Below are 17798 nucleotides of genomic sequence, written 5' to 3' on the forward strand. Positions count from 1 at the left end.
CCGGATGTTCTGGCAGCGGCTCGGACTGCCCGGACTCGTGGACGTACACACTCACTTCATGCCCGAGCAGGTCCTCAGGAAGGTGTGGGCGTACTTCGATGCCGTCGGCCCGCTGACCGGCATGGAATGGCCCATCACCTACCGGCACGAGGAGGAGGAACGCGTCGCGCTGCTGCGGGAGTTCGGAGTGTGCTCCTTCACCTCGATGCTCTATCCGCACAAGGCGGGCATGGCCGCCTGGCTGAACGGCTGGGCCGCCGATTTCGCCGAGCGCACGCCCGGCTGTCTGCACACCGCCACCCTCTTTCCCGAGGACGGCGTCGAGCGGTACGTGCGCGAGGCGGTCGAGCGCGGGGCGCGGGTCTTCAAGGCGCACCTTCAGGTGGGGGCGTACGACCCCAACGACGCGCTGCTCGACCCCGTCTGGGGACTGCTCGCCGAGGCCGGAATCCCGGTGGTGGCGCACTGCGGCTCCGGGCCGGTGCCCGGCAAGCACACCGGGCCCGAGCCGGTGGGCCGCCTGCTCGCGCGGCATCCGCGGCTGCGGCTGGTCGTCGCCCACATGGGGATGCCGGAGTACACCGACTTCCTCGATCTCGCCGAGCGCTACCGGGAGGTGCGGCTGGACACGACGATGGCGTTCACGGACTTCAGTGAACGCCTCAGCCCCTTCCCGGCCGGGGAGCGGGCCCGGCTGGCGGCGCTCGCGGACCGGGTGCTGCTCGGGACCGACTTCCCCAACATCCCGTATCCGTACGTCCATCAACTGCGGGCGCTGGAACAGCTGGATCTCGGGGACGACTGGCTGCGCGCGGTGTGCCACGACAACGGCGCGGCTCTTTTCGGTCTCACCTAGGTCCTGTCCGGCCGTCGCACCCAGCGTTTTCTCAGGGAATTCACAGCAAAGGGCAAGGACCCTCTCAGGGCGGGGTCGCAGGGTGACCAGCATGACCGCGACCTCGCCCCAGGGGCGTACCGAAATGCTCAGGCCGGACGGCAGCCCTGTCCGGGTGCTCGTCGTGGACGACGAGGCGGCGTTGAGCGAGCTGCTGTCGATGGCCCTGCGCTACGAGGGCTGGGAGGTGCGCAGCGCCGGGGACGGCGCGGGCGCGGTGCGTTCCGCGCGCGATTTCCGGCCCGACGCGGTGGTGCTCGACGTGATGCTGCCCGACATGGACGGGCTCGCCGTCCTGGGGCGGCTGCGGCGCGAACTGCCCGAGGTGCCGGTGCTCTTCCTCACCGCCAGGGACGCGGTCGAGGACCGGATCGCGGGACTGACGGCGGGCGGCGACGACTACGTCACCAAGCCCTTCTCGCTGGAGGAGGTGGTGGCCAGGCTGCGCGGTCTGATCCGCAGGTCCGGGGCCGCGACCGTACGCAGCGAGTCGCTGCTGGCGGTCGGGGACCTGACCCTCGACGAGGACAGCCACGAGGTCAGCCGGGGCGGCGCGTCGATCCATCTGACGGCGACCGAGTTCGAGCTGCTGCGCTTCTTGATGCGCAATCCGCGGCGGGTGCTCAGCAAGGCGCAGATCCTGGACCGGGTGTGGTCGTACGACTTCGGCGGGCAGGCCAATGTCGTCGAGCTGTACGTCTCGTACTTGCGCAAGAAGATCGACGCGGGTCGTCCGCCGATGATCCACACCCGGCGCGGGGCCGGATATCTGATCAAGCCGGGCGAATAGTGCGCGGCGTACGTGGACGGCGGCGCAGATGGTCGCTGCGGACCCGGCTCGTGGTCTCCGCGGTGGCGCTGATCGCGGTGGTGTCGGCGGTGATCGGTACGGTGACGACGATCGCCTACCGCACGTATCTGTACGGGCAGTTGGACACCCAGCTGGACACCGTCGGTATGCGTGCCGCCGGACCGCCGGGCCCGGTCGAGGACCGGCCGTTCGCCGGAATGCCGGAGAGGGATCCGCTCGACTTCGTCACCGGCGGCGGTACGCCGGTGGGCACCGTCGGCGCACAGCTCACCTCCAGCGGCACGGTTCTCGACGCCGCGGCCAGCACCGAGCGGGCGACGGACGCGCTGGGGCCGAGCCGGAGTCCGCTCACCGCGGCACAGTCCAAGGCTCTGGCGGAGGTCCCGCGCGACGGCCGTCCGCACACGCTGGAACTGCCGGGCCGGGGCGACTACCGGGTCGAGTACCGCACCGGGGTCCGCGGCTCCTACCTCGTCGGGATCCCGACGAAAGACGTACAGGACGCGCTGGGCACGCTGGTGCTGGTCGAGGTCTCCGTCACCGGCGCCGGGCTGATCGCCGCCGGTATCGCGGGCGCCGCCCTGGTCGGGGTCGCGCTGCAGCCGCTGCGGCGGGTCGCCGCGACCGCGACCCGTGTCTCCGAACTGCCGCTCCACAGCGGCGAGGTGGCCCTGCACGAGCGCGTCCCGGACGCCGAGGCCGATCCGCAGACCGAGGTCGGTCAGGTGGGCGCGGCGCTCAACCGGATGCTGGGGCATGTCGGTTCGGCGCTCGCGGTGCGGCAGGAGAGTGAGACGCGGGTGCGGCAGTTCGTCGCGGATGCCAGCCATGAGCTGCGGACGCCGCTGGCGTCGATCCGCGGCTACGCCGAGCTGACCCGGCGCGGACGCGAGGACGTCGGCGCGGACACCCGGCACGCGCTGGGGCGGATCGAGGCCGAGGCGACGCGGATGACGGGCCTGGTGGAAGATCTGCTGCTGCTCGCACGTCTCGACGCCGGACGCCCGCTCTCGTACGAGAGCACTGATCTCTCGCCGCTGGTCGTGGATGCCGTGGGTGATGCGCAGGCGGCGGGACACGACCACAAGTGGCGTCTGGAGCTCCCGGTGGAACCGGCGACGGTCCTGGGCGACAGTGCCCGCCTGCACCAGGTGCTGGTCAATCTCCTCGCGAACGCCCGTACCCACACACCACCCGGTACGACGGTCACCGCACGCGTGCGACGCGAGGGCAGCCAGGCCGTCGTGCTGGAGGTCGAGGACGACGGTCCCGGCATTCCGCCCGACCTGCTGCCGCACATCTTCGAACGGTTCGCGCGCGGCGACGCCTCCAGGTCCCGGCACGCCGGATCCACCGGCCTCGGCCTGGCGATCGTGCAGGCGGTCGTCACCGCGCACGGCGGCACGGTGAGCGTGCGTTCCGAACCGGGGCACACGGTCTTCGCCGTGGCAATGCCCGCGGCGCACGACTCACAGACGGCGCATAGGCACATCACACAGGAGTGACAGCGCGGCCGCCGAGTGTCGTGCCATGCGAACCGATACCCCAAGGGGGACTCTTCCGGCCCGGGAGCATCTGCTCGCCCACACCGCGGGCCGGCCCGTACTCGACGTGGTGATCCCGGTCCACAACGAGGAGAAAGACCTCGAACGGTGCGTGCGCAGACTGCACGACCACCTCGTACGGACCTTCCCGTACGGCTTCCGGATCACCGTCGCCGACAACGCGAGCACTGACGCCACGCCCCAGGTGGCGACCTGGCTCGCCCACTCCATCCCCGAGGTGGAGGCCTACCGGCTGGAGGAGAAGGGCCGGGGCCGGGCACTGCGCACCGTGTGGTCGCACTCCGACGCCCCCGTACTCGCCTATATGGACGTCGATCTGTCCACCGACCTCAACGCCCTGCTGCCGCTGGTCGCACCGCTGATCTCCGGGCACTCGGACCTCGCGATCGGGTCCCGGCTCGCGCGCTCGTCGCGCGTGGTGCGCGGGCCGAAGCGGGAGTTCATCTCGCGCGCCTACAACCTGATTCTGCGCGGATCGCTCGCGGCGCGGTTCTCGGACGCCCAGTGCGGATTCAAGGCGATACGCCGCGAGGTCGCCGAGCGGCTGCTGCCGATGGTCGAGGACACCGGCTGGTTCTTCGACACCGAGCTGCTGGTGCTGGCCGAGCGGGCCGGGCTGCGGATCCACGAGGTGCCGGTGGACTGGGTCGACGACCCGGACTCGACGGTGCACATCGTGAGCACGGCGACCGAGGACCTCAAGGGAGTCTGGCGGGTGGGGCGTGCGCTGGCGGTCGGCGCGCTGCCGCTGGACCGCCTCGCGCGGCCTTTCGGGGACGATCCGCGCGACCGGCAGCTGAGCGGGGTTCCGGGTGGTCTCGCCCGGCAGCTGGTCGGCTTCTGTGTGGTCGGCGCGCTGTCCACGCTGCTGTATCTGCTGCTGTATTCGCTCTTCAGGGCGGGAGTCGGGCCCCAAGTCGCCAATGCGGGCGCGCTGTTGCTCTCCGCCGTCGCGAACACGGCCGCGAACCGGCGGCTCACCTTCGGGATCCGGGGCCGGGAGCGGGCCGTACGCCATCAGGCGCAGGGCCTGGTCGTGTTCGGCATCGGGCTCGCGCTGACCAGCGGCTCGCTGGCCGCGCTGGACGCGGCCGCCGGAAACCCGTCCCACGGCACCGAGCTCGCGGTCCTGATCGCGGCGAACCTCGCGGCCACGATGCTGCGCTTCCTGCTCTTCCGGGCGTGGGTCTTCCCGGACCGGCGCGACGACGACGTCTCGGCTGACGACCACGTCCCGGCCGACGGCCGCCTCCCGGCCGACCACGAGCGGCCCGCCTCCGAACTTCCGTACACCGTAAGGAACTCACGATGACGACGACTCTTCCCCACGACGGGCTCGCGGTGGCGGAGCGCCCCGGGCACGCCCGCAGCGTGCCGGGCACCCGTATCTGGCGCGGTCGCGCCGACGATGCCGCCTGGGTGCGACCCGCCTTCCTCGGACTTCTGCTTCTCACCGCACTGCTCTACCTCTGCAACCTGAGCACGTCCGGCTACGCCAACTCCTTCTACTCCGCCGCCGTCCAGGCGGGCAGCGAGAGCTGGAAGGCCTTCTTCTTCGGCTCGTCCGACGCCGCGAACTCCATCACCGTCGACAAGCCCCCGGCCGCGCTCTGGCCGATGGCCCTGTCCGTACGGCTCTTCGGGCTCGGCTCCTGGCAGATCCTCGTCCCCGAGGTGCTGATGGGGGTCGCGACGGTCGGCGTGCTGTACGGCGCCGTACGCCGGCGCTTCTCCCCCGCCGCGGGCCTGATCGCGGGCGCCGCGATGGCCGTGACACCCGTCGCCGCGCTGATGTTCCGCTTCAACAACCCGGACGCGCTGCTCGCGCTGCTGATGACGGTGACGGTGTACTGCGTGCTGCGCGCCCTCGAAGGCGCGCGCACGAAGTGGCTGGTCTGGGCGGGTGTGGCGGTCGGCTTCGCCTTCCTGACGAAGACGCTGCAGGCCTTCTTGATCCTGCCGCCGCTGGCCCTGATCTACGCAGTGTGCGCACCGACGACCCTGCGGCGACGGCTCGGCCAACTGGCGCTGGCCGGACTCGCGATGATCGTCTCGGCCGGCTGGTGGGTGGCGATCGTCGAGCTGTGGCCCGCGTCCTCGCGTCCGTACATCGGCGGCTCGCAGAACAACAGCTTCCTGGAGGTGACCTTCGGCTACAACGGCCTCGGCCGGATCAACGGCAACGAGACCGGGAGCGTCGGAGGCGGTGGCGGGGGCCGTGGCGGCGGCTGGGGCGAGACCGGCATCGACCGGATGTTCGCCGGGAACATCGGCGGCCAGATCTCCTGGCTGCTGCCCGCCGCGCTGCTGCTGCTCGTCGCGGGGCTTGTCATCACCTGGCGCGCCAAGCGCACCGACACTGCCCGGGGCGCGTTCCTGGTCTGGGGCAGCTCACTGCTGATGACCGCCGGGATCTTCAGCTTCATGGCCGGGATCTTCCACGAGTACTACACGGTGGCGCTGGCGCCGTACATCGCCGCGCTCGTCGGCATGGGCGCGACGGTCCTGTGGGAGGAGCGGCGTTCCTACGCGGCATCGGCGGCGCTGGGCGGCACGGTCGCGGTGACGGCGTACTGGTCGTACACCCTGCTCGGCCGGAGTGCGGACTATCTGCCGTGGCTGCGGTGGGCCGTGCTGATCGGCGGTCTGGTGGCCGCGGCCGGGCTGCTGCTCGCCGGCAGGATCGGCCGCCAACTGGCGCTCGGCGCGGCGTCTTTGGGGCTCGCGGCATCGCTGGCCGGGCCCGTCGCGTACTCCCTCACGACGGTCAGCGAGGGCCACGCGGGCTCGATCGTGACGGCGGGACCGGCGGTGGCCGGTGGCCGCGGCGGTCCGGGCGGTGGCGGTCCCGGCGGGCGGTTCGGCGGTGACGGCGCGCGGATGCAGCCGCCCGGCCAGCAGGGGCAGGGTCAGGCTGCCGGGCAGCAGGGTGGCGGCATGCCGGGCGGCGGTATGGGCCAGCCCCCGACGGGCGGGCAGATGGGCCAGGGCCAAGCCCCTCAAGGTCAGGGCCAGATGCCCGGCGGTTTCCCCGGCGTCGGGCAGGGCGAGCGCGGCGCCGGTGGTATGGGCGGTCTCCTCAACGGGGCGAACGTCAACGCCGAAGTCGAGGCCAAACTGAAGCAGAACGCCGGCGACTACACCTGGATCGCCGCGGCCATCGGCTCCCAGAACGCCGCCAGCTATCAACTCGCCACCGAGAAGCCGGTGATGGCGATCGGCGGCTTCAACGGCAGCGACCCGTCGCCGAGCCTCGCGCAGTTCAAGCAGTACGTCGCGAACGGGAAGATCCACTACTTCATCTCCGGCGGCCAGGGCGGCCAGGGCGGCGGGCCCGGCGGCAGCGGCAGCTCCGGGATCACGACGTGGGTGGAGGCGACGTTCACCAAGGTCACCGTGGACGGCACGACGCTCTACGACCTGACCGACGCAAAATAGCGCTATACAGCGTATGAGGATCCTTGTACGGTGTACGACGAACTCCCGTACACCGTACAAGGAGCGTGTATGACGGCAACGACTGCCGAGACCCGCCTGGCCCCCACCGGCCGCCATCCGCAGCGCTGGCTGATCCTCGGCGTCATCTGCCTCGCCCAGCTCACCGTGCTGCTCGACAACACCGTCCTCGGCGTCGCCATCCCCTCCCTCACCCGGGAGCTCGACGCCTCCACGGCCGACATCCAATGGATGATCAACGCGTACTCGCTCGTCCAGTCGGGGCTCCTGCTCGCCGCGGGCAACGCCTCCGACCGCTACGGCCGCAAGAAAATGCTGGTCGCGGGACTCGCGCTGTTCGGCTTCGGCTCCCTGGCCGCCGGACTCGCGCAGACCGCGACCGGGCTGATCGCCGCGCGCGCGGGCATGGGCGTCGGCGGCGCGCTGCTGATGACCACCACCCTCGCGGTCGTCGTCCAGATCTTCGACGACACCGAACGCGTCAAGGCCATCGGCCTCTGGTCCACCGTCAACTCCCTCGGCTTCGCGGCCGGTCCGCTCATAGGCGGGGTCATGCTCGACCACTTCTGGTGGGGCGCGATCTTCCTGGTCAATATCCCGGTGGCGGCGATCGGGCTCGTCGCGGTCCTCGCACTCGTACCGGAGTCCAAGAACCCGCAGGGCGACCGGCCGGACCTGCTCGGTGCGCTGCTCTCCACCATCGGCATGACGGCCGTCGTGTACGCGATCATCTCCGGGCCCGAGCACGGCTGGACGTCCACACAGGTCCTCGCCTCCGCGGCGGGCGGAGTTCTCGTCCTGGCCGTGTTCGTCCTCTGGGAGCTGCGCATCCCCTATCCCATGCTGGACATGCACTTCTTCCGCAACCAGCGCTTCATCGGCGCGGTCGCGGGCGCGATCCTCGTGGCCTTCGGCATGGGCGGCTCGCTGTTCCTGCTCACCCAGCACCTCCAGTTCGTGCTGGGGTACGGGCCGCTGGACGCGGGTCTGCGTACGGCGCCGCTCGCGCTGACCGTCATCGCCCTCAACCTGACCGGCGTCGGCGCGCGGCTGCTGCCGAAGCTCGGCACCCCCGGGACCATCGCCACCGGGATGACCCTGGTCGCCGCCGGGCTCGCGGCGATCGCGGTACTCGGCGGCGACGGATACGGCGGCATGCTGCTGGGGCTCGTCGTCATGGGCGCGGGCGTCGCGCTCTCCATGCCCGCCATGGCCAACGCCATCATGAGCGCGATTCCGCCCGAGAAGGCGGGGGTGGGCGCCGGAGTGAACGGCACCCTCGCCGAATTCGGCAACGGCCTCGGGGTCGCCGTACTGGGCGCCGTGCTGAACTCCCGCTTCGCCGCGCTCGCAGCGACCGTCGCCGGCGCGGCCTCCCTCCCGGCGGCACTCGCCGCGGCCGACGGCCCCGCCGAACGCGGCCGGATCTCCGACGCCTTCGCCTCGGGCCTCCAGACGAGTCAGCTGGTCGGCGCGGTCGCGGTACTCGCCGGCGGGCTGCTCGCCGCGATGCTGCTGCGGCGGGCCGGGCGGGAAGACTCACCCAGGCGGGCGGCATAGCATCGGAGTCGGGGGGCGAACCGAGGAGGATGCGCGATGGTGAGTGCGGCCGACCGCGCCAAGGGGCCCGCGCGGACCAGCGTGTGGCTGGACGGCAAGACGGACCGGGACCGCGGCCGCAAATCGGGCACCCGCGACCAGCCGGCCGGTCTCGACCGCGACAAGATCATCGAAGCGACGGTCCGGCTCCTCGACACCGAGGGCGCGTCCAAGTTCTCGATGCGTCGCCTGGCCGCGGAGCTGAACGTCACGGCGATGTCGGTGTACTGGTACGTCGACACCAAGGACGACCTGCTGGAACTGGCACTCGACTCGGTCTTCGGCACACTGCGACTTCCGGAAGTGAGCGCGACGGGGGACTGGCGCGAGCAACTGCGCGAACTGGCCACCGGCTACCGGGCGTTGCTGGTCCGCCACCCCTGGGTGTCCCCGCTGATCGGTACGTTTCTGAACATCGGCCCGAACGCGATGGCGTTCTCACTGGCGGTCCAGCAGGTGATGCGCAACACGGGCCTGCCGCCGCACGGGCAGATGGGAGCGCTCGCGGCGGTGTTCCAGTTCGTGTACGGGTTCGGCACGGTCGAGGGGCACTTCATTCAGCGCTGCGCGACGGCGGGGATGAGCCAGGACGAGTACTTCCGCCAGGCGATGGGGACGGTGAGCGAACAGCCGCAGTTCAGGGAGATGGTGGAGAGCGCGTCGGAGCTGATGGAGGCGCGGGGCGGGGACACGGTGGAGGAAATGAGGGAGCGGGACTTCGGGTTCGCGCTGGAACTGCTGGTGACGGGCATCGAAGCGATGGTTGCTCGCGCGTAAGGGTTCAGTGCGGGGGGTCGTGGCTCGGGTTTGGGGTCCGTTGCGCGGGCGGCGGCATGGCGCGGGCCTGGGCGGTCCGGATGCGCCGGTGCCGTGTGGCGCGGGTTCCGGGTCCCCTCCGGGCTCGACTCCTCGGCGTCGGCGGCGATGAGGGGTTCGTAAGGGCACGCGGTGTTGGCCGCCAATCGCCTGTGGGGACGACCCTGCACGGCCCCTCCCCACCGGAATGGTTTGCGGTGCGCGGGGGTTCGCCCGCGAGACCCAGCACCGGGCAGCAACCACCAACGCCCCCTGGCCCACGGCACCCACGAACCCGGTACAAGCCCCGTCGGGCTCGACTCCTCGGCGTCGGCGGCGATGAGGGTTCGTAACTCTCACCCGGTGTTGGCCGCCAATGGGGTTCGCCCGCGAGGCCACTCACCGGGCAGCAACCACCAACGCCCCCTGGCCCACGGCACCCACGGACCCGGGTGACTTGGCTGATTGGCCGCTGCGGCGCGAAGCTGCCGCAACGGGGTGCGGGGCGTGAGCCCCGCGTCTATAGCTCCGCGGCGGAGCCGCTGGAGCTCCGGGGTGTGGGGGCGTGAGCCCCCGCTGACCGACGGGGTCCGGGGCGGAGCCCCGGTTACGGGAAGGGGCGGGGTGGGGGAAACACCCCCCGGCCCCCCGCACCGTCAACCCCCACTGAGCCTCGCCGGAAACCCACCCCTCGCCACCGGCCCCCACCGCTCCACCGTCACCCGGATGATCGACTTGACCTGCTTCACCATCGCCTCCCGGTACTCGTCCCAGTCCGGGTGCTCCCCCGCGATGTTCCGGTAGTACTCCACCAGCGGTTCCACCGAGTCGGGTGCGTCCAGTACCTCCGCCGTGCCATCGATCTGGACCCAGGGGCCGTTCCAGTCGTCCGACAGGACGATCACGCTGACCCGCGGGTCGCGCCGCGCGTTGCGGGTCTTGGCGCGTTCCGGATACGTGGAGATCACGAGACGGCCCGCGTCGTCGACCCCGCACGTCAGCGGCGACCCCTGCGGCGTGCCGTCCGCGCGGGTCGTGAGGAGGATGGCCCGGTGCCTGGGGCGTACGAAGTCCAGCAACTCGTCCAGTTCCACCGCGGTGTTGGTGGCGATGTTGGGTGCCATGCGCCGCAGCCTATTCCCGTACGGAGGTCCCGGCCACGACGACCGCCGCGACAGGCGACTCGACCGCCTCCGCAGCCTCGGCCCCCTCCGCCTTCGCGTGGCTCTTGAGTGCGACCTCCTTGATGAACAGCGTCACCAGGAAGGCCAGCAGCGCGAACGGCGCCGCGTAGAGGAAGACATCGGCGACACCGTGTCCGTACGCGCTCTCCATCACCGTACGGATCGGCGCGGGCAGCTTGTCCAGATCGGGAATGCCGCCGCCCGCCGTGCCGCCGTGGCCCAGCGCCGCGCCCCGCGGGCCGAGTTCGGCCAGTCCGTCCTTGACGTAGTGGGTGACCCGGTTCGCCATGACCGCGCCGAGCGCGGAGACGCCGACCGCACCGCCCAGCGAACGGAAGAAGGTGACGACCGAGCTGGCCGCGCCGAGGTCTTCGGTGGCGACCTGGTTCTGCGTGCAGAGCACCAGGTTCTGCATCATCATGCCGAGGCCGAGACCCAGGACGGCCATGAAGATCGCGATGTGCCAGTACTCGGTGTCGTACCGCATGGTGCCGAGCAGTCCGAGGCCCGCCGTCACCAGCACGCCGCCGCCGGCCAGCCAGGCTTTCCAGCGGCCCGTCTTGGTGATGACCTGGCCCGAGACCGTCGAGGAGAGGAACAGGCCGCCGATCATCGGGATGGTCATCACGCCGGACATGGTCGGCGACTTGTCGCGCGCCAGCTGGAAGTACTGGCTGAAGAAGACGGTGCCCGCGAACATCGCGACGCCGACGAAGAGCGAGGCCAGCGACGCCAGCGTGATGGTGCGGTTGCGGAACAGCCGCAGCGGGATGATCGGCTCGCTCGTCCTCGACTCCACCAGGAGGAAGATCGCGCCGAGCACGACCGAGCCGCCGACCATCGCGTACGTCTGCCAGGAGATCCAGTCGTACTTGTCACCCGCGAAGGTCACCCAGACCAGCAGCAGCGAGACCGCCGCGCTGATGAAGAACGCTCCTGACCAGTCCACCTTGACCTGGCTCCCCTGGCCTTCGGCATGGGGGACCCCAACGACCGGGAGCTTCAGGGTCTTCTGCAGGACGATCAGCGCGATGACCGCGAACGGCACACCGACGTAGAAGCACCAGCGCCAGCCGAGCCAGTCGGTGTCGGTGATGACACCGCCGAGCAGCGGGCCGCCGACGGTGGCGACGGCGAAGGTCGCGCCGAGGTAGCCGCTGTAGCGGCCGCGCTCGCGCGGGGCGATCATCGCGGCCATCACGATCTGCGCGAGCGCGGAGAGACCGCCGACGCCGATGCCCTGGACGACGCGGCAGGCGATGAGCATCCCGGCGTTCTGCGAGAGTCCGGCGACCACGGAGCCGAGGACATAGATGACCAGGGCTATCTGGACCAGCAGTTTCTTGGAGAAGAGGTCGGAGAGCTTGCCCCACAGCGGGGTGGTCGCGGTCATCGCGAGCAGCGAGGCCGTGACCACCCAGGTGTAGGCACTCTGGCCGCCGCCGAGGTCGGTGATGATCTCCGGCAGGGCGTTGGAGACGATCGTGGACGACAGGATGGCGACGAACATGCCGAGCAGCAGCCCGGACAGCGCCTCCATGATCTGCCGGTGGGTCATCGGCGCGCCCTCGGAGGACTGCCCTCCGCGTTCGGCGTCGCCGCCCGCACTACCGGTTGGATGGGGTCTCCCCGCCGAAGGTAGGGGACGGGTCGTAGCCATGAACTTCCTTACGCCTCAAGCGGGTGTACGGGTGGGGTGGTGGGCCCGGCAGTCGCCGAAGCTGTCGCGGAGCCGGGCGAGCATGACGATCAGCTGTCCGACGTCATCGCCGGACCAGTCCTTGAGGTTCTGGGCGAACATCTCGGTCGTCCGCCGGGCGAGTTCGTCGAGCATGTTCACTCCTGCGGGGGTGAGCCGCAGGATCCGGGAGCGCTTGTCCCCCGGGTCGGGGAGCCGTTCGATCCAGTCGCGCTCCGCCGCGTGGGCGACATGGCGGCTGGTGACCGACATGTCGACGGCGAGCAGCTCGGCCAGCCGGCTCATCCGCATCTCTCCGTGCCGGTCCAGCAGGGTGAGTACGGCGGCGGAACCGGACGGGCACTCGGCGGGCAGCATCCGCGCGAGGCCGCGTTTCACGGCGCCGATGGCGCTGAGCTGACGGGCCAGTTCCGCGTACTGACTCTGTGCGGCCATGGCCGTCCCTCCCCGCATCTTGTTGCTTAGGGCAACCATAAAAGCCGTTGGTTGCCGCAGGCAAACTAAATCGGGCACCCGGGAGTAAAGGAACACCAAAGGCTTCGCAAGTCGCCGGTCATGGCCATCAGGGGGAGGTATCTGCTGTCCGCCCGGGGTTGGGCGGGCGCACCGGGGTTCGCTAGGGTCCTGCCCCATGGCACACAACCCCCATGCTCCCCAAGGTCAGGGCCCCGAGGGCAACTACGACCCCGCGGGCAGCACCCAGATGTTCCGCGCCTTCGTCGACGAGGGCGTGCCGCAGGGCCGCCAGGCGGCGCCCGCCGCCCAGTCGTCCTCGCGTGTCGGGCTGATCGTCGGCATCATCGCGGCCGTCGCGATCCTCGGCGCGGTGGCCTGGCTCGCACTCGGCTGAGCCCTCCAGCGGCGGGTCGCGGCCGGGTCACTTCCATTCGGCGGTGACGTCCTGGGTCTCGACATGCATGCCCAGCGGCACCCGCCAGGCGTCCACACACACGGTGTACGCCTGTTTTCTCACCGCTCCCGCGGCGATCGGCGCGGGCAGCGGCTGAGCCGACTCGACGGTCGCCCAGTCGATCCCGAGTGCGCCGATGATGTGTGTCGCGAAGGTGACGGTGCCCGAGGTCACCGGCGAGCCGCCGGTGTTGCGGAACTCAACGGTCACCTGCTCGCACCAGCGCTTGTCCAATGCGGCACGGACCGGTTCGCCGAGTGCGAGAACGGCGGGGCCCGCCGGGGGCGGTGTCGGCGTCGGGCCGGGTGGCGGGGTGGTGCCGCCGGTGCTGCTGCCCGTACCGCCTGATCCGCCGCTGCCGCCGGAAGTCCCCGTACCGCCTGATCCGCCGCTGCCGCCGGAAGTCCCCGAGCCGCCTGATCCGCCGCTGCCGCCGGAAGTCCCCGAGCCGCCTGTGCCGCCCGTGCTGCCTGAGCCGCCGCCCGTACCGCCTGAGCCGGCTCCCGCGCTGCCCGGGCTCCCCGAACCGCCGGTGCTGCCGCCCGTACCGCTCGATGTGCCGCCGCTGCCGGGCACCGCGGGCAGTCCCGTCCCGTTCGCGGCCCGATCGCCCGGCGGCTTCCCCGCCTCGCCACCGGACGGTGTGGTGCCGTCCAGCGGTACCAGAACGACCTTGCCCTTCGGCGGCACGGCCGCGGTGGGTGCCTCGTCGGGCTCCGACCCCGCGGCGCCGAGGGCCACATAGCCGTCGCCGCCGCCGCTCCCGCACGCGGTCAGCGCCCCGCCGAGGCAGAGCGCGACCGCCGCGAGAGCGGCCCCATGACGTCGTCGCATCGCGCCAGTGTGTCTGACGCACCGTCAATAAGGAACCCCGCCGAGCGGGCTTCGGCCGGGGCTCAGTCGCCGATCAGGCCCTCCCGCAGCTGCGCGAGCGTACGGGTCAGCAGCCGCGAGACATGCATCTGCGAAATGCCGACCTCCTCGCCGATCTGCGACTGGGTCATGTTCGCGAAGAAGCGGAGCATGATGATCTGCCGCTCGCGGGGCGGGAGTTTGGCCAGCAGGGGCTTGAGCGACTCGCGGTACTCCACACCCTCCAGTGCCGAGTCCTCGTACCCCAGGCGGTCCGCCAGCGAGCCCTCGCCGCCGTCGTCCTCGGGCGAGGGCGAGTCCAGCGAGGAGGCGGTGTAGGCGTTGCCGACGGCGAGACCGTCGACCACGTCCTCCTCCGACACCCCCAGTACCGCGGCGAGTTCGGGAACGGTCGGGGAGCGGTCCAGCTTCTGCGCCAGTTCGTCGCTGGCCTTGGTGAGCGCGAGCCGCAGCTCCTGGAGCCGGCGCGGCACCCGCACCGACCACGAGGTGTCGCGGAAGAAGCGCTTGATCTCGCCGACGACCGTCGGCATCGCGAACGTGGGGAATTCCACGCCGCGTTCGCAGTCGAACCGGTCGATCGCCTTGATCAGGCCGATGGTGCCGACCTGGACGATGTCCTCCATCGGTTCGTTGCGGCTGCGGAAACGTGCCGCCGCGTACCGCACGAGGGGGAGATTGAGCTCGATGAGGGTGTCGCGCACATAGGTGCGCTCCGGGGTGTCGGCTCCGCCCGCGGCGTTTTCCGTGTCCAGCGCGCGCAGCCGCAGGAACAGGGAGCGGGACAGAGTGCGGGTGTTGATGGCCTCGGAGCTGTCGGGTACGACAGGTGCGGGCGCGCTCTTCGTGAGCGTGAGCACCTTGGAGCTGCCCTGTTCTACGGACATGCCACCCCCTTGAGGTCGCGGACGGTCGCGGCGGCCACGACCATCGGAGGAACGCAGCCTCCACCTGAATACCGGAGGCGGGGCTGCGGCAAACGCGGTTCCCGCAGAATGTCACATGTCGGCAACACGCTGAAGTGACATGTCGACAAGTAACCGGCGAATCTGTGCAGGAAGCAGGGGGTGCGGGGCTGTTGGGTCGCTGGAACCGGCGCGCAAACGGTCTACCCGTTTCAGCTATGCCTCGATCCTGTTTGCGGATCGCAGTCGGGCAAAGCTTCGGGCAAGCAGCCTTGACACATGCATCTGTGAAACGCCGAGTTCCTGGCTGATCTGGGACTGCGTCAGGTTGCTGTAGTAGCGCAGCATCAGGATGCGCTGTTCGCGCTCGGGCAGTTGTACGAGGAGATGGCGGACCAGATCGCGGTGTTCGACGCCCGCCAGCGCCGGGTCCTCGTAACCGAGCCGGTCGAGCAGTCCGGGCAGCCCGTCGCCCTCCTGGGCGGCCTCCAGTGAGGTCGCGTGGTACGAGCGCCCGGCCTCGATGCAGGCGAGTACCTCGTCCTCGCCGATCTTGAGGCGCTCGGCGATCTCGGCGGTCGTGGGCGAGCGGCCGTGAGCCGTCGTCAGGTCCTCGGTGGCGCCGTTGACCTGGACCCACAGCTCGTGCAGTCGGCGGGGGACATGGACGGTCCGTACGTTGTCGCGGAAGTACCGCTTGATCTCGCCGACGACCGTGGGCATCGCGAAGGTCGGGAACTGCACCCCGCGGTCGGGGTCGAAGCGGTCGATGGCGTTGATGAGCCCGATGGTGCCGACCTGGACGACGTCCTCCATCGGTTCGTTGCGGCTGCGGAAGCGGGCCGCGGCGTACCGCACGAGCGGCAGATTCGCCTCGATCAGCGCGCCACGCACCCGTGAGTGTTCCGGGGTGCCCGGCTCGAGCTCTTTGAGCTCGCCGAAGAGCACCTGGGTGAGCGCGCGGGTGTCCGCGCCCCTGCTCTGCGGTTTCGCGGCGGCAGAGGGATCGTCCGGCCGCTCGTTCTGGGGTGGCACTTGAGGCGCAGTACTGGCCGGCACGGTCACGCCACCCCTTTGCGGTCAACTAAGGTCAACTCATCCGTCAAAAGCGGTCATAGCATCACAAGACATGTCCACTGTGTGCAAGCACCGCATAACTACGTGTTGAAGGTAAGTTGGCTTTTAAACCTCAAAAGCCCCCCGCCGCGGTGGCGAGGGGCCTGGAAAGGCGGGGGTTCAGAATGCGTAGTCCGCGATCACCCACGTGGCGAACTCACGCCACTGACCGGCGGCAGCCTGATGGGCCGGATGCTCGAGGTACCGCTTGAGCGCATCACTGTCGGCCACCGCGGAGTTGATCGCGAAGTCATAGGCGATGGGCCGGTCGGTGATGTTCCAGGCGCACTCCCAGAACTCCAGCTCGGGCACCTGCCCGTCCAGTTCCTGGAAGGCTTTCACCCCGGCGGCGACACGCGGCTCGTCGCGCTCGACGCCCTCGTTGAGCTTGAAGAGGACCAGATGGCGGATCAAGGGACTCTCCTAGTTCACGAGCTCGGTCATGAAGTCTCCGACGCTCTGCGCGGCGCTCGATATGCCCTCGAACCCTATCTGCACCAGATCGGCTGCCCTGGCCGGCGAGGTGATGATCGTGTACAGCACGAAGACGATGACAGCGTAGAGAGCGATCTTCTTCGTTTGCACCATCAGCCCCTGCCTCCCCTGTGATTCCCTGGCGCCCCTGCAGCCCCCTGGCCGCGCGTCGCGTGAGTCTAACCGAGCACGGCAAAGGACCCCGGCGCGGTGCACCGGGGTCCTTCGACAAGAGCGGTAGCGGAGGGATTTGAACCCTCGGTGAGTTTCCCCACACTCGCTTTCGAGGCGAGCTCCTTCGGCCGCTCGGACACGCTACCGGGAGAGAGCTTAGCCCAAGGTGTGCCGTGCTCTGAAATCCGTATCCGGACCCCGTCGGTCAGCGCTCCCGGAAGAAGTCCGTCAGCTGCTGCGCGCACTCCCGCTCGAGCACGCCGGTGATCACTTCGGGCCGGTGGTTCAGCCGTCGGTCCCGTACGACGTCCCAGAGCGAACCCGCAGCGCCCGCCTTCTCGTCGCGTGCGCCGTAGACCACCCGGCCGACCCGGGACTGCACGATCGCGCCCGCGCACATCGTGCACGGCTCCAGCGTCACCACGAGCGTGCAGGTGCTCAGCCGCCAATCCCCGAGCAGGGCCGCGGCCCTGCGGATCGCCAGCACCTCGGCGTGCGCCGTCGGATCGCCGGTCGCCTCGCGTTCGTTGTGCCCGGCGGCGAGCAGCGTGCCGTCGGCGGCCAGCACGACGGCGCCGACCGGCACATCGCCGGACAGCGCCGCGCGCTCCGCCTCCTCGATGGCGAGACGCATCGGCGCCTTCCACGGGTCGCGTACCGGATCGCCTGCGGGTCCGGATGCGGGATCAGGTACGCCCCCGGTCACTAGCGGACGGTCTCCAGCACCTCGGCTGCGCCCAAGGCGTCCGCGATCTCCAGCAGTGCGTCCGTGTCCAGTGCCAGCAGCTCCTTCTCCGACAGCCCCAGGTCCATGAGGATGTCGCGATCGCCGACGGGTCCCGCGGGCACCAGCTCGGCGGCCGAACCCGACTCGCCGACCTCGTCGTCGGCGTCGTCGTCTTCCGGCTCTCCGTCCTCGGTGCCGTCGAGATCCAGCGTGTCCAGGTCGTCGGCCGGGTCGTCATCGTCCCCGCCGAGCAGTTCGTTGGTGAGGATTTCCCCGTACGAGGAGCGTGCGGCCGCGGCCGCGTCCGAGACGAAGATACGAGGGTCCTCCTCTCCCTCCACCCGCAGAACGCCGAACCAGGCGTCCTCCTGCTCGATGAAGACGAGCACCGTGTCCTCGTCCACCGAGGCCTCACGGGCCAGGTCGGTCAGATCCGACAGGGTCTCCACATCGTCGAGCTCTGTGTCGCTCGCTTCCCACCCGTCTTGAGTGCGCGCGAGCAGTGCGGCGAAGTACACCGTGACTCTCCCACTGATCAGAGGTGTGACGACCGGCGGCGCGGTTGTTCGTGCCCCGCCCACTCGGAATCGTGGCAGAAACCTGCGCGATGCGAGA

At 70.2% G+C, this 17798-nt stretch carries 17 protein-coding genes, 1 tRNA gene and 1 pseudogene; 8 read left to right on the forward strand and 11 right to left on the reverse strand.

The genetic code is table 11. From position 1 onward, the window contains the following. Positions 1-4: 4 nt before the first annotated feature. From OOK40_RS14575 to OOK40_RS14605, 7 genes are all read left to right on the forward strand, one after another. Positions 5-856, forward strand: coding sequence for an amidohydrolase family protein (locus OOK40_RS14575; RefSeq protein WP_323136068.1), 852 nt, complete (start codon positions 5-7; stop codon positions 854-856). A 91-nt stretch (positions 857-947) separates the two neighbouring features. After that, positions 948-1685: a response regulator transcription factor gene (locus OOK40_RS14580; RefSeq protein WP_323136063.1), complete on the forward strand. Its 738-nt coding sequence runs from the start codon at positions 948-950 to the stop codon at positions 1683-1685. Further along, positions 1685-3211, forward strand: coding sequence for a HAMP domain-containing sensor histidine kinase (locus tag OOK40_RS14585; protein ID WP_266480790.1), 1527 nt, complete (start codon positions 1685-1687; stop codon positions 3209-3211). The genes OOK40_RS14580 and OOK40_RS14585 overlap by 1 nt, the downstream gene beginning before the upstream one ends. Positions 3212-3236: 25 nt before the next feature. Next, the gene (locus OOK40_RS14590) at positions 3237-4583 is read left to right on the forward strand and encodes a bifunctional glycosyltransferase family 2/GtrA family protein (protein WP_266480794.1); all 1347 of its coding nucleotides are present in this window, start codon (positions 3237-3239) and stop codon (positions 4581-4583) included. Beyond that, positions 4580-6709 carry a glycosyltransferase family 39 protein gene (locus OOK40_RS14595; protein ID WP_266480797.1) on the forward strand — a complete coding sequence of 710 codons (2130 nt, stop codon included), beginning with the start codon at positions 4580-4582 and terminating at the stop codon, positions 6707-6709. The genes OOK40_RS14590 and OOK40_RS14595 overlap by 4 nt, the downstream gene beginning before the upstream one ends. Positions 6710-6778: 69 nt before the next feature. Continuing rightward, complete coding sequence (locus OOK40_RS14600) at positions 6779-8287, forward strand: MFS transporter (RefSeq protein ID WP_266480799.1); 1509 nt, start codon at positions 6779-6781, stop codon at positions 8285-8287. 36 nt (positions 8288-8323) lie between these two features. Beyond that, the gene (locus tag OOK40_RS14605) at positions 8324-9103 is read left to right on the forward strand and encodes a TetR/AcrR family transcriptional regulator (RefSeq protein WP_266480801.1); all 780 of its coding nucleotides are present in this window, start codon (positions 8324-8326) and stop codon (positions 9101-9103) included. A gap of 674 nt (positions 9104-9777) precedes the next feature. Here OOK40_RS14605 and OOK40_RS14610 read toward each other — a convergent pair. From OOK40_RS14610 to OOK40_RS14620, 3 genes and pseudogenes are all read right to left on the reverse strand, one after another. After that, the gene (locus OOK40_RS14610) at positions 9778-10245 is read right to left on the reverse strand and encodes a PPOX class F420-dependent oxidoreductase (protein WP_266480803.1); all 468 of its coding nucleotides are present in this window, start codon (positions 10243-10245) and stop codon (positions 9778-9780) included. 100 nt (positions 10246-10345) lie between these two features. Beyond that, positions 10346-11863, reverse strand: a pseudogene (locus tag OOK40_RS14615) (MDR family MFS transporter); the annotation flags it as partial. 117 nt (positions 11864-11980) lie between these two features. After that, positions 11981-12439: a MarR family winged helix-turn-helix transcriptional regulator gene (locus tag OOK40_RS14620; RefSeq protein WP_266480805.1), complete on the reverse strand. Its 459-nt coding sequence runs from the start codon at positions 12437-12439 to the stop codon at positions 11981-11983. A gap of 196 nt (positions 12440-12635) precedes the next feature. Here OOK40_RS14620 and OOK40_RS14625 point away from each other — a divergent pair, with 196 nt between their 5' ends. Further along, on the forward strand, positions 12636-12854 hold the full coding sequence (locus OOK40_RS14625; protein ID WP_266480807.1) for a hypothetical protein: 219 nt from the start codon (positions 12636-12638) through the stop codon (positions 12852-12854). 27 nt (positions 12855-12881) lie between these two features. Here OOK40_RS14625 and OOK40_RS14630 read toward each other — a convergent pair whose 3' ends face one another. The 8 genes from OOK40_RS14630 to OOK40_RS14665 form a co-directional block, all read right to left on the reverse strand. Continuing rightward, positions 12882-13748: a hypothetical protein gene (locus OOK40_RS14630; RefSeq protein ID WP_266480810.1), complete on the reverse strand. Its 867-nt coding sequence runs from the start codon at positions 13746-13748 to the stop codon at positions 12882-12884. 62 nt (positions 13749-13810) lie between these two features. Continuing rightward, positions 13811-14674, reverse strand: coding sequence for an RNA polymerase sigma factor SigF (locus OOK40_RS14635; protein WP_266480812.1), 864 nt, complete (start codon positions 14672-14674; stop codon positions 13811-13813). Positions 14675-14908: 234 nt separating this feature from the next. Further along, the gene (locus OOK40_RS14640) at positions 14909-15751 is read right to left on the reverse strand and encodes an RNA polymerase sigma factor SigF (RefSeq protein ID WP_266480814.1); all 843 of its coding nucleotides are present in this window, start codon (positions 15749-15751) and stop codon (positions 14909-14911) included. A 177-nt stretch (positions 15752-15928) separates the two neighbouring features. Then, positions 15929-16222, reverse strand: a complete 294-nt coding sequence (locus OOK40_RS14645) for a Dabb family protein (RefSeq protein ID WP_266480816.1) — start codon at positions 16220-16222, stop codon at positions 15929-15931. Between the two features lie 9 nt (positions 16223-16231). Next, positions 16232-16396 carry a hypothetical protein gene (locus OOK40_RS14650; protein WP_266480818.1) on the reverse strand — a complete coding sequence of 55 codons (165 nt, stop codon included), beginning with the start codon at positions 16394-16396 and terminating at the stop codon, positions 16232-16234. 121 nt (positions 16397-16517) lie between these two features. Then, positions 16518-16602 (reverse strand) — tRNA-Ser (locus OOK40_RS14655). A 59-nt stretch (positions 16603-16661) separates the two neighbouring features. After that, complete coding sequence (gene tadA / locus OOK40_RS14660; RefSeq protein WP_266480820.1) at positions 16662-17090, reverse strand: tRNA adenosine(34) deaminase TadA; 429 nt, start codon at positions 17088-17090, stop codon at positions 16662-16664. A gap of 71 nt (positions 17091-17161) precedes the next feature. Further along, complete coding sequence (locus tag OOK40_RS14665) at positions 17162-17701, reverse strand: hypothetical protein (RefSeq protein ID WP_266480823.1); 540 nt, start codon at positions 17699-17701, stop codon at positions 17162-17164. Positions 17702-17798: the final 97 nt, after the last annotated feature.

This window comes from Streptomyces sp. NBC_01481, assembly GCF_026339995.1.
Classification (GTDB): domain Bacteria; phylum Actinomycetota; class Actinomycetes; order Streptomycetales; family Streptomycetaceae; genus Streptomyces.

Bases quoted from the DNA above. Each gene is read 5' to 3' on its own strand.
- OOK40_RS14630 (WP_266480810.1), bottom strand. From the start codon at position 13,748: ATGCGACGACGTCATGGGGCCGCTCTCGCGGCGGTCGCGCTCTGCCTC.
- OOK40_RS14625 (WP_266480807.1), top strand. From the start codon at position 12,636: ATGGCACACAACCCCCATGCTCCCCAAGGTCAGGGCCCCGAGGGCAAC.
- OOK40_RS14580 (WP_323136063.1), top strand. From the start codon at position 948: ATGACCGCGACCTCGCCCCAGGGGCGTACCGAAATGCTCAGGCCGGAC.
- OOK40_RS14600 (WP_266480799.1), top strand. From the start codon at position 6,779: ATGACGGCAACGACTGCCGAGACCCGCCTGGCCCCCACCGGCCGCCAT.
- OOK40_RS14620 (WP_266480805.1), bottom strand. From the start codon at position 12,439: ATGGCCGCACAGAGTCAGTACGCGGAACTGGCCCGTCAGCTCAGCGCC.
- OOK40_RS14650 (WP_266480818.1), bottom strand. From the start codon at position 16,396: ATGGTGCAAACGAAGAAGATCGCTCTCTACGCTGTCATCGTCTTCGTG.
- OOK40_RS14635 (WP_266480812.1), bottom strand. From the start codon at position 14,674: ATGTCCGTAGAACAGGGCAGCTCCAAGGTGCTCACGCTCACGAAGAGC.
- OOK40_RS14605 (WP_266480801.1), top strand. From the start codon at position 8,324: ATGGTGAGTGCGGCCGACCGCGCCAAGGGGCCCGCGCGGACCAGCGTG.
- OOK40_RS14575 (WP_323136068.1), top strand. From the start codon at position 5: ATGTTCTGGCAGCGGCTCGGACTGCCCGGACTCGTGGACGTACACACT.
- OOK40_RS14595 (WP_266480797.1), top strand. From the start codon at position 4,580: ATGACGACGACTCTTCCCCACGACGGGCTCGCGGTGGCGGAGCGCCCC.
- tadA (WP_266480820.1), bottom strand. From the start codon at position 17,090: ATGCGTCTCGCCATCGAGGAGGCGGAGCGCGCGGCGCTGTCCGGCGAT.
- OOK40_RS14590 (WP_266480794.1), top strand. From the start codon at position 3,237: ATGCGAACCGATACCCCAAGGGGGACTCTTCCGGCCCGGGAGCATCTG.
- OOK40_RS14610 (WP_266480803.1), bottom strand. From the start codon at position 10,245: ATGGCACCCAACATCGCCACCAACACCGCGGTGGAACTGGACGAGTTG.